Genomic DNA, 10813 nt, shown 5'->3' with positions numbered 1-10813 from the left:
GTGCACTCGCGGGTTGATGCCGCGCTGTCCCATCTCGATGAGCTGGGCGCGCAGCGGCGCGATCCCGGTGCCCGAGCCGATCATCAAGACATCCCGGCCACTTTCCTGATCCACGTGCAGCCCGCCCAGTGGGCCGCCGATCAGCCAGCGGTCGCCGACGGTGGTCTCGTTGACGATGGCCGGGCTCACCCAGCCGCCGCGGACCTTGCGGACGTGGAATTCGATCTCGCCGTAGGGGTTGGCCGGGATCGCCGGCGACAGGTACCGCCACATCTTCGGCCGCTGCGGCACCGCGACCGGCACGTACTGTCCGGCCTGATAGGGGATCGGGCTGTCGGATTGCAGCCGCACAATGGCCAGGTCGTCGAGCACGTGCCGGTGTCCGACGACGGTGGCCTCCCAGTAAGGCGGGGAATCATCGGAGTTGGCGCCGATGGCCATGGCGGCCGAGATCAGCAGGGCGACATCGCGCCAGCCGTCGGCCAGCTCGTCGCTCCAGGCGGCACCGTTGTAGGTGCGCGCGGCCGCGAACAGGGCGCGTCCGGCGAGGTCGTAATGGGAGGCTTCGACCCCGTATTTTCGGTGGTCGCGGGCCAGCTGTTCGAGGAACTTCTGCGCCCGGTCCCAGTCCTCGAGGTGATCGAGCATGTACTGGATGGCGGTGACCAGGCGTTTCGGCTGCATATCCATGGCGGGCGGGAACAGGTCCCGCAGTGCCGGATTCTCGGCGAACAGGTGACCATAAAACGCACTGATCAACCGCTCGGGTCCGTGCGGTGAATCGACCACCGAACGGAAGTTGGCGCGGACCAGCGCAGCCGAACGCGCATCCACGGCGTGGGCTTCCTTTCCCTCGAAGAGCTGCCCGGGGACCTACCCGTAACCGGCGGTCCTCCGTCGAGGCAAGTATCCCTGAAAACGCCGTGGTCATGTGGGTATGGGCAGGTTACCGGCATTTGTCACATGTTGGATGCGCAACACCGATTCACCGGTCACGGTCGCGGCGTAGCGTTCGGGTCGAGTCCGGCCCGCCGAGGTCGCTAGAATCGGCAAAGTTGAGCGGAACAGACTCAACCTTTCGAGCGTTGAACCGAAGGACACCGTGCCGACGGCGATGGCAGCCGCCGTACGCACTCGGCATCGGCGAGATTATCGACCAGTAGGAAGGTGCTTTGTGGACTCGTTCAATCCCACCACCAAGACTCAGGCGGCGCTGACCGCTGCCTTGCAAGCGGCCTCGGCCGCTGGCAACCCGGAGATTCGTCCGGCGCACTTGCTGGTGGCGTTGCTGGATCAGACCGACGGCATCGCCGCCCCCTTACTGAAGGCCGTCGGGACGGATCCGGCGGTCGTGCGACGCGAGGCGCAAGAGATCATCGACCGGTTGCCGAGCGCGACCGGTGCGACCACCACCCCCCAGCTCGGCCGCGAAGCGCTGGCCGCGATCACCGCGGCGCAGCGGCTGGCCACCGAGATGGGCGATGAGTACGTGTCGACCGAGCACGTCATGGTCGGCCTGGCCGAGGGTGATTCCGACATCACCATGCTGCTCACCAAATACGGCGCCACCGCCGACGCCCTGCGCGAGGCGTTCACCGCCGTGCGCGGCAGCGCCCGGGTCACCAACCCCGACCCCGAGGGCAGCTACCAGGCGCTGGAGAAGTACTCCACCGACCTCACCGAGGCCGCCCGCTCCGGCAAGCTGGACCCGGTGATCGGCCGCGACACCGAGATCCGTCGCGTGGTGCAGGTGCTGTCGCGGCGCACCAAGAACAACCCGGTGCTCATCGGTGAGCCCGGCGTCGGCAAGACCGCCATCGTCGAGGGGCTGGCCCAGCGCATCGTCGCCGGCGACGTCCCCGAATCGCTGCGCGGCAAGTCGGTGATCTCGCTCGACCTCGGCGCCATGGTGGCCGGTGCGAAGTACCGCGGTGAGTTCGAGGAGCGGCTCAAGGCCGTGCTCGAAGACATCAAGAACAGCGCGGGGCAGATCATCACCTTCATCGATGAGCTGCACACCATCGTCGGCGCCGGCGCCACCGGCGAGTCCGCGATGGACGCGGGCAACATGATCAAGCCGATGCTGGCCCGCGGCGAGCTGCGCCTGGTCGGCGCCACCACGCTGGAGGAGTACCGCCAGCACATCGAGAAGGACGCCGCCCTCGAGCGTCGTTTCCAGCAGGTGCTGGTCGGCGAGCCCTCGGTGGAGGACACCGTCGGCATCCTGCGCGGCATCAAGGAGCGCTACGAGGTGCACCACGGTGTGCGCATCACCGACTCCGCGCTGGTCGCCGCGGCCACCCTGTCCGACCGCTACATCACCTCCCGGTTCCTGCCGGACAAGGCGATCGACCTGGTCGACGAATCGGCCTCGCGGCTGCGCATGGAGATCGACTCGCGTCCGGTGGAGATCGACGAGGTCGAACGCGCGGTGCGGCGGCTCGAGATCGAAGAGGTCGCCCTCGCCAAGGAAACCGACGAGGCGTCCAAGCAGCGGCTGGAGAAGTTGCGCTCCGAGCTGGCCGACGGCAGGGAAAAGCTCAACCAGCTCACCACCCGCTGGCAGAACGAGAAGAACGCCATCGACCAGGTCCGGGTGCTCAAGGAGGAATTGGAATCGCTGCGCGGCGCCTCCGAACGGGCCGAACGTGACGGCGATCTCGGCAAGGCCGCCGAGCTGCGCTACGGCAAGATCCCGGCGCTGGAGAAGCAGCTCGCCGAGGCCGAGAAGGCCTCCGCCTCGGCCAGTGACGGCGAGGTGATGCTGAAGGAAGAGGTCGGGCCGGACGATATCGCCGAGGTGGTGTCGTCGTGGACCGGCATTCCGGTGGGCCGCATGCTCGAGGGCGAGACCCAGAAGCTGCTGCGCATGGAGACCGAACTCGGGCGTCGCGTGGTCGGCCAGGACGAGGCCGTGCGGGCGGTATCGGACGCGGTGCGCCGGGCCCGCGCCGGTGTCGCGGATCCGAACCGGCCGACCGGCTCGTTCATGTTCGTCGGCCCCACCGGCGTCGGTAAGACCGAGCTGGCCAAGGCGCTGGCCGACTTCCTCTTCGACGACGAACGCGCCATGGTCCGCATCGACATGAGCGAGTACAGCGAAAAGCATTCGGTCGCCAGGCTGGTCGGCGCGCCGCCCGGATACGTCGGCTACGACCAGGGCGGTCAGCTCACCGAGGCGGTGCGGCGCAGGCCCTACACCGTGGTGTTGTTCGACGAGATCGAGAAGGCGCATCCGGATGTGTTCGACATCCTGCTCGCCGTTCTCGACGAAGGCCGGTTGACCGACGGCCAGGGCCGCACGGTCGACTTCCGCAACACCATCCTCATCCTCACCTCGAACCTCGGTGCGGGTGGCGACAAGGATTTCGTGATGAATGCCGTGCGCTCGGCCTTCAAACCGGAGTTCCTCAACCGGCTCGACGACGTCGTGATGTTCCATTCGCTCAACGAGGAACAGCTCGAGTCCATCGTCGATATCCAGCTCGAGCAGCTGCAAAAGCGTTTGTCGCAGCGCAGGTTGACGCTGGACGTCAGCGGTTCGGCCCGGTTCTGGCTGGCGGTGCGCGGCTACGACCCGGTCTACGGTGCGCGGCCGCTACGCAGGCTGATCCAGCAGGCCATCGGCGACACCCTCGCCAAGGAGCTGCTCGCCGGCGAGATCACCGACGGCGACACCGTCAAGGTGGGTGTCAGCCCCGACGGAGACGGACTGGTCGTCGGCAAGTGAGCGACCGGGACGGGCGTTGCGGCATTCGAGTGCAATGCCCGCGGCGCCCGTCCCTCGTACGCTGGGTGCATGACCAACCCGAACGATCCGTGGGGGCAGCGGCCGGACGATTCGCCGACCGAACACCTGGGTTCGCCGGGTGGTTCCGGCACCGAGCCGCTGCACACCACCGAATACACCGAGGCCTACGGGCCGACGGCGTATCCGGGCGGCGACCAGTACGAGCCGTGGAAGCCGCCGTCCAACCCGACCCGCGAACTGCCCACCTACGACAGCCAGTGGGGTGGATACGAAGGTCAGCAGTGGCAGCCGCCGACCCAGCCCACCCCCGACCCTGCGGCGATGGGCGATCTCGGTGCGATGCCGCCCTCGGGCGAACCGCCGCGTCCGCCCAAGCGCAACACCGGACTGTGGATCGGCCTCGGGCTGGCCGTAGTGCTGTTGATCGCGGTGGCCGGTGCGGTCGCCGGACTGCTGTTCGGCGGTAGCGATTCCACCTCGTCGGCCAGTGACACCGCGACGTCCTCGCTGCCCACCGCGGGACGCACCCCGAACCCGTCACCGGGGCCGAGCACACCGCCGCTGGTCATTCCCAGCCTGCCCGGAATCGAAGGCATCGACGGCATCGGCGCCACCATGGGCACCATCACCGCCAACAACGCGGGCACGCTCACCGTCAGCTCGATCGGCGGCTCGACCGTCACGGTGACCACCGACTCGAACACCCAGGTGATCTCGCTGTCGGGCGGATCGCCCGCGGATCTGCCGACCGGCGAACTCGTCGTCGTCCAAGGCGACAAGGCGCCCGACGGCTCGATTCACGCCAAGATCATCATCAGCACAGCACTTCCCGGCGGCGGGCGATGAGAAGTTTCGTGATCGGCCACAAACGCCGCGGCGCGCGCGGGTGGTGCCGGGCAAACCCCCGGTCGGCTCGATAGGCTAGACGGCGATGACGGCTATGTGGTTCGGGTTGGCGGCGATCGCACTCGTGGGTGCGGTCGTACTGCTGTATTTCGATCGGCTCCAGCGGCAGCGGACCGGTCACGCGCGCCAGGTCTGGGCCAAGGCCCAGGGCTATACGTATGTGTCGGTGGAACCGGCGCTGCCCTCGACGTGGCGGCGCGGTGCGCTGGCCAAGCTGGGCTATCTGTCCGCGGTCGACGTGGTCTCCGGTATCCGCAAGGGCGAGAAGTTCGTGCTGTTCGACCTCGAGGATTCGGCGACGCTGGTGGCCGTGCGCAGGCAGATCGGCTCCGATATCGACGTCGATATGCGTCTGAAGACGGCGTCCCCGCCCAAGGACCACGATCTGGAGCTGCTCGGCGCCATCGGCGACCGCGTGGTGTTCGCGACCAATCCGGAAATCGCCAGGCATGCCGTCGACCAGCGGATGGTCGCCTTCATCGAGACGCTGCCGGAAACCGTGCAGATGCTGTGGAGCGAGGGCAACTGGACCCTCGGCATGCTCTCGGTCGGCACCACCGCCAAGGAATGGGAAACCGCCATCGACGCGGTGTTGCGGCTGTCCGGTCTGCTGCATGTGCTGCCGCCGGTCGCCGAACCGCGCGGACTCGACCCCGAAGGCGGGCGTTCGCACGGCCGTGCCCGCGCCAGGGCGGCCGAGATCGATGAGCCCGACGAGCGCCCGGCCCGCGTCGCGCCGCCACGGTTCCGCGACTCCGAACCCGAACCCGACGACGCCGACTACGACGAGTTCGACACCGGCTACGACGATTCCGACTACGACGATTCCGACTACGACGACTCCGATTACGACGAACCCGATTACGACGAACCCGAGCCCCGCGAACCCGGCGACGATGCGCCCGGCGTGATCGGCGCCCGGCCGGCGTCCAGGTCCGACGACCTCCGCCCGGGCCCGGCCGACGCCACCGGCGAGCGCGATCTCGCGAGCCGTCCCGACGGGCCCACGCCCGAACCGCCGTCCTCGCGCCGCCCCAGCCTGGCCGTCGTCCCCGACGCCCGTCCGGCCGCACGGGAGGAGCGGCTCGCCGAGCGCATCGAATCCGTCGACCGCACCAGCCGCCCCGGCGACTTCCGCGCCCCCGCCTCCGACGACGACGCCCCGCAGCTACCCGGCGGCCCGTTCCACCCCGGATTCCGCCCATATCAGGGTCCGGTGCCGAAGTAACCCGCTCTGCTCGCCGCCCGCAGCCCACGCCGTACCCTTGACGCGCAGGTGCTGGCGGGCGGACTTCGCCGAAACCGCTGTGACGCGACTCGTTGAACACACGCGGAAGGACTCAGATGATCGATCAGGCAACAACCGACCGGGACAGTTTGGCGGCGCTGGTGCGCGAACTCGCCGTCGTGCACGGCAAGGTGACGCTGTCCTCGGGTAAAGAGGCCGACTACTACGTCGACCTGCGTCGCGCGACGCTGCACCACCAGGCCGGGCCGCTGATCGGCAAACTGCTTCGCGAGCTGGTTGCCGACTGGGATTTCGACGCCGTCGGCGGGCTCACCATGGGCGCCGACCCGGTGGCACTGGCCGTGATGCACGCGCCCGGACGTCCGATCGACGCGTTCGTGGTGCGCAAGGCCGCCAAGACCCACGGCATGCAGCGCCAGATCGAAGGCCCCGACATCGTCGGCAAGCGGGTGCTGGTGGTGGAGGACACCACGACCACCGGCAATTCGCCCCTCACGGCCGTGCGCGCGCTGCGCGAGGCCGGCGCGACGGTCGTCGGCGTGGCGACCGTTGTGGACCGGGAGACCGGCGCCGACCAGGTCATCGCCGCCGAGGGCCTGGAGTACCGCTCGATTCTCGGACTGAAGGATCTGGCGCTGGGCTGAGTAGTTGCCCTCCGCTAGCCTGGTGCTGATTTATTCGGTAGTTGAAGGGTCGTGTGAGTCGCCGTGGTGAGCATTGCAGTCAAGAAGGGCCGCGACAATGTCGCGATGCTCGGTATCGGTGCTTACCGGCCGCAGCGCGTCGTCAGCAACGACGAGGTGTGTGAGGTCCTCGACTCCACCGACCAGTGGATCTACGAGCGCACCGGCATCCGCAACCGGCGCTGGATCAGCGGCGACGAGACGCTGCGTTCGATCGCCGCGGCCGCAGGCGATCGCGCGCTGAACAACACCGGCATCGACCGGTCCAAGATCGGCGCGCTGATCCTGTGCACCTCCAGCTGGCTCAAGCTCACCCCGCACGGCGCCCCCACCATCGCCGCCGACCTCGGCATCAACGGCATCCCCGCCTTCGACCTGACCTCCGGCTGTGGCGGTTTCGGCTACGGCCTCGGCGTCGCCGCCGACCTGATCCGCGCCGGTTCGGCCGAATACGTGCTGGTCATCGGCGCCGAGACGATGACCGTCGGCCTCGACCCCACCGATCGCGGCACAGCGATGATCTTCGGTGACGGCGCGGGCGCCGTCGTCGTCGGCCCGAGCGAGGAAAACGGCATCTCCCCGACGGTGTGGGGCAGCGACGGCGAGAACGCCGAGGCCATCGCCCAGGACGTCGACTTCCTCGAGTACATGAACAGGGCCGACGCGCTTCAGCAGGACGGCTACGACGGCGAGCCGCTGAAGCGGATGGCGCTGCGCATGGAGGGGCCCAAGGTCTTCCGCTGGGCTGCGGTGACGTTGCCGCGTGCGCTGTCGGAGGCGCTGAACTCCTCGGGGGTCGCCAAGGAAGACATCGAGGTGTTCGTGCCGCACCAGGCCAATGCCCGCATCAACGAGCTGATGAAGAAGAACCTCGGCCTGGCCGAGGACATCCCGATGGCCAACGACATCGAGAACACCGGCAACACCTCGGCCGCCTCGATTCCACTGGCCATGGAGGAAATGCTGGTCACCGGCAAGGCCAAGGGCGGTCAGCTGGCGCTGCTGCTCGGCTTCGGCGCCGGGCTCAGCTATGCCGGGCAGGTCGTCACCCTGCCGCCGAAGCCCGCCGAGCCGAGCTTCTGACGGCATGCGCCCGTTCCGCGCCGGGTACCTGGCCGCCACCGCCGTCACCGTGTTCGGCGCGCTCACCGGCCGTGACAAGCTCCAGTGGGTCGCCAAGCCGCTGATGATGCCGCTGCTGGCGGCCGACGTCGCGCGCGGCTGCGCCGAACTCGACCCGACCGACCGGACCGTGCTGCTGAGTTCGCTCGGCGCCGCCACCGTCGGCGATGTGCTGCTCATCGACCCGGACGACGACCGCAGGCTGATCGCCGGTGCGTCGTCGTTCGCGGTGATGCAGGCCGGGTACGCGTCGCTGTGGTGGCGCCGGGGTGCACGGCCGCAGCCCGCGATTGCGGTACCGCGGGTGCTGGCGTGGCTCGGCGCGGGCGCGTTGCTGCGCGCCAAGGCGCCTGCGATCGCGGCCCCACTGACCGCCTATGGTGCGACGCTCGGCACGGCGGCGGTACTGGCGTCCGATCCAGCGCTGGCTCCTGGCGCGGAAAATGTTGCGGGGCTGAATATTCCGAACGCCGATCCGCGCAGCCGGCTCGGGCTCGGTGCGCTGCTGTTCACGGTGTCGGATGGTTTGATCGTGCTGCGCCGGTTGTTCGCCCGCAGTGAGCGTTCGCGGCGGGTGACCGAAGGGGTCATCCTGGCGACGTACGGTGCCGCGCAGTTCCTGCTCGCCGATCCGAAGGCGCACGCGAATCGGAGCTGAACCGGGTAGTGGAGCGGTGGCACAGGGCAGCCCGGAGTCACAGGCAGAACATCACCCGATCCCGGTTCTCCGGGTCCACCCGGATCGAGATGACCTCGCCGACCTCCAACCGCTCCTTGTCGGCCGGCGTCACGTCGTAAACCACCGTCCCCCGGTAGCTTTCGGCCCCCGGCACGGTGAACTCCAGATCCAGCTCGGTCAGCTCACTGTGATGATCTGTCCACGCCAGCGGCCGCACATGCTCCACCCGCGCCCACCCCTCGATCCCATGCCGCGCCAATCGCCGATCCGCCTTCGAGGGCCGCTCCACCCACATCAATCCGATCCCGATACACGAGCCGAAGATCCCCACCAGCGCCATGATCTGAAACGGCACCGTCCCGTCCGGCGTGTGCTGCACCACCCACCCCAACCACAGCGCAAGCAGAATCAGGTACCCGGCCGTCACCCCGAGCACCACCCGCAGCACGCGCACGTGGTCCATCGCCATCACCCCTGTGGTTCCAGGATATGCCCGGTGACCAGGCGTGCGACGCTCACCGGCCGGGCGGTGGCGTGCCGGGCTGCCGCTACTCGCTGCCGGTGGACGCGACGGCCGTTTACCGCCAGCACCGCTTCGGCCCCGGCGAAATGCTGAACCCATGTCCGATCAGTCCACGCTCGACGTCCTCACCGGCATGTACGCCGCCGAAGCCCGGTACCTCGCCGCAGGCGGCCCGGGCAACGCGTCGTTCGACATCCTCGCTCCGTACTTCGCAGATGACGTCGTCCTCCACCAAGCCGACGCCCTCCCATATGGCGGCATCTGGCGCGGCCACTCCGGCCTCGAACGCTTCTTCACCGCCATGAGCGCCGTCTGGGAAGTCTTCGACTTCCTCGACCAGCAGTTCCTCGCCACCGGCAGCACCGCCGTGGTCCACACCCGCATCCACGCCCGAGCCCGCGCCACCGGCCGTGAACTCGACTTCCCGATCCTGCAAACCCTGCGCGTGGAGAACGCCCGCATCGCCGAGATCCGGCCGTTCTATTGGGATACCAAGGCGATCTCCGACGTGACGCGGCCGCAGCCTGCCGAATCCGGCGGGAGATCGCCGGCCTCGAGAAAGTGATCAGAGTTCAGGCGGGCCGTCGTGGACGTTCAGCTGACGGAGTTCGGTGGCGAGGCGAGCCGCGGTCACAAAATCGCCGTCGTCGTGGACGACCACGAGACCGTGGTACGCGGCGGTCGCACAGACTTGCAGGTCGACAGCGGACAGGCAGCTGTGGCTCCCCATCTCGGCGGCCCGGTACTGCAAACCCGATATCCACGTACCCGCGGATTTCGGCACCGCCACATCGCGGTAGAGGCTGTCGTACATCCCGCAGAACGCGGAGTACTCCTTCAGATTGCGCGCCGAGCGCATGAATTCGGCCCGCTGCGGGTAGCACGAGCGGATCTCGCCCGATGTCGTCGGCGTGCGCCAGCGATCATGGAGGGACTTGTCGCGAAGTATTCGCCACAGCGCCGACGAATCGAGCAGGTAGCCGATCATCGAGTGGGGGGCTCCTTTTCAGCGCGATGTGCGGCTTCGGCGCCCTCGATGTCCCAGTCGCGGGCGAGCTCGAAGTAATGATCGTAGGCCTCGGCGCGCGAGAGCCGTTCGTTGTATTCGGCCAGCGCGGCAGCCACCGCCGCTGTTTTGGTCCGGTGTCCGCCCAAGCGCTTCGCCTGCTCCAGGGCCTCATCGTCGATCTCAATGTGAGTCAGCGACATGACGCGCCTCCTGTACATAAATCCGGGTCTCCGCTGTTAAAATTGTACATTCAGTGTCTCACTGGATCGCTCTAGAGTCGGTGCCTCGCTTAACCTGACGGAGTCTGTCAGGTTTGGGTGCCAGGATCGACCACCATGACGACCCGCTACTACACCGCCACCAGCCTCGACGGCTACATCGCCGACCAGAACAACTCCTTGGACTGGCTGATGGCCGTAGCCGACGCCGATACCGCGACCAGCGATGTGGACGATTTCCTGCTCGGCGTCGGTGCCATGTGCATGGGCGCGACAACCTACGAATGGATCGCGGCCAACGACCCACCCGAGCACTGGGCCGACAACTACGGCGACCGCCCGTGCTGGGTGTTCACCCACCGCGACCTGCCCCCGATCCCCGGAGCGAACCTCCGCTTCGTGGCCGGCGACGTACGCCCGATCCACGCCCAGATGACCGAAGCCGCAGCCGGCCGCGATATCTGGGTAGTCGGCGGCGGCGAACTGGCGGGCCGATTCGCCGACGCCGGCCTGCTCGACGAAGTGATCGTCGGCATCGCCCCGGTCACCCTCGGTTCCGGCGCCCCGCTCCTGCCACGCCGAATCCTGTCGGATCGGATGCGGTTGGTCGAGGTCGAGCAGATGGGGCAGTTCGCCAAGCTCGCCTACCGGTTGAGCTGAGTTCGCCGGTTGT

The 10813-nt window shown here is 68.1% G+C and carries 12 protein-coding genes; 8 read left to right on the top strand and 4 right to left on the bottom strand.

Going from position 1 to position 10813, the window contains the following annotated elements:
• A partial coding sequence (locus tag RJ05_RS24360) for an FAD-binding oxidoreductase (protein ID WP_036541032.1) occupies nt 1-834 on the bottom strand: 834 nt, incomplete at its 3' end.
• Nucleotides 835-1174: 340 nt separating this feature from the next.
• On the opposite strand from RJ05_RS24360, the gene clpB reads away from it, so the two are divergent.
• The 6 genes from clpB to RJ05_RS24330 all read left to right on the top strand — a co-directional run bounded on the left by clpB (nt 1175) and on the right by RJ05_RS24330 (nt 8369).
• A complete protein-coding gene (gene clpB / locus RJ05_RS24355) occupies nt 1175-3730 on the top strand; it encodes an ATP-dependent chaperone ClpB (RefSeq protein ID WP_036541030.1) in 2556 nt (851 codons plus the stop codon).
• 69 nt (nt 3731-3799) lie between these two features.
• Nucleotides 3800-4597, top strand: a complete 798-nt coding sequence (locus tag RJ05_RS24350) for a DUF5666 domain-containing protein (protein ID WP_036541028.1) — start codon at nt 3800-3802, stop codon at nt 4595-4597.
• An 85-nt stretch (nt 4598-4682) separates the two neighbouring features.
• A complete protein-coding gene (locus RJ05_RS32835; RefSeq protein WP_306306400.1) occupies nt 4683-5885 on the top strand; it encodes a TtfA family protein in 1203 nt (400 codons plus the stop codon).
• A gap of 116 nt (nt 5886-6001) precedes the next feature.
• Nucleotides 6002-6550 (top strand): orotate phosphoribosyltransferase, encoded by a 549-nt coding sequence (gene pyrE, locus RJ05_RS24340; protein ID WP_036541023.1) that lies wholly within the window; start codon nt 6002-6004, stop codon nt 6548-6550.
• A gap of 63 nt (nt 6551-6613) precedes the next feature.
• Entirely contained in the window at nt 6614-7672 is a 1059-nt protein-coding gene (locus RJ05_RS24335) for a beta-ketoacyl-ACP synthase 3 (protein WP_036541021.1), read from the top strand.
• Between the two features lie 4 nt (nt 7673-7676).
• Nucleotides 7677-8369, top strand: a complete 693-nt coding sequence (locus tag RJ05_RS24330) for a lysoplasmalogenase family protein (RefSeq protein WP_036541019.1) — start codon at nt 7677-7679, stop codon at nt 8367-8369.
• Between the two features lie 37 nt (nt 8370-8406).
• Here the strand turns inward: RJ05_RS24330 and RJ05_RS24325 are convergent, their stop codons facing one another.
• A complete protein-coding gene (locus tag RJ05_RS24325) occupies nt 8407-8853 on the bottom strand; it encodes a DUF3592 domain-containing protein (RefSeq protein ID WP_036541049.1) in 447 nt (148 codons plus the stop codon).
• Between the two features lie 157 nt (nt 8854-9010).
• Here RJ05_RS24325 and RJ05_RS24320 point away from each other — a divergent pair, with 157 nt between their 5' ends.
• Nucleotides 9011-9478 (top strand): nuclear transport factor 2 family protein, encoded by a 468-nt coding sequence (locus tag RJ05_RS24320; RefSeq protein ID WP_036541017.1) that lies wholly within the window; start codon nt 9011-9013, stop codon nt 9476-9478.
• Here the strand turns inward: RJ05_RS24320 and RJ05_RS24315 are convergent, their stop codons facing one another.
• Nucleotides 9479-9901 (bottom strand): PIN domain-containing protein, encoded by a 423-nt coding sequence (locus tag RJ05_RS24315; RefSeq protein WP_036541015.1) that lies wholly within the window; start codon nt 9899-9901, stop codon nt 9479-9481.
• Nucleotides 9898-10122: a type II toxin-antitoxin system VapB family antitoxin gene (locus tag RJ05_RS24310; protein ID WP_036541013.1), complete on the bottom strand. Its 225-nt coding sequence runs from the start codon at nt 10120-10122 to the stop codon at nt 9898-9900. Before RJ05_RS24310 ends, RJ05_RS24315 begins: the two co-directional genes overlap by 4 nt.
• A gap of 135 nt (nt 10123-10257) precedes the next feature.
• Here RJ05_RS24310 and RJ05_RS24305 point away from each other — a divergent pair, with 135 nt between their 5' ends.
• Nucleotides 10258-10800, top strand: coding sequence for a dihydrofolate reductase family protein (locus RJ05_RS24305; protein ID WP_036541011.1), 543 nt, complete (start codon nt 10258-10260; stop codon nt 10798-10800).
• Nucleotides 10801-10813 lie beyond the last annotated feature (13 nt).

Origin of the sequence: Nocardia cyriacigeorgica NBRC 100375 (assembly GCF_000308555.1) — a bacterium.
Lineage (GTDB): Bacteria > Actinomycetota > Actinomycetes > Mycobacteriales > Mycobacteriaceae > Nocardia > Nocardia cyriacigeorgica.
The sequence above is the reverse complement of the archived record's forward strand: the minus strand, read 5'-3'. Positions and strand labels throughout refer to the sequence as shown.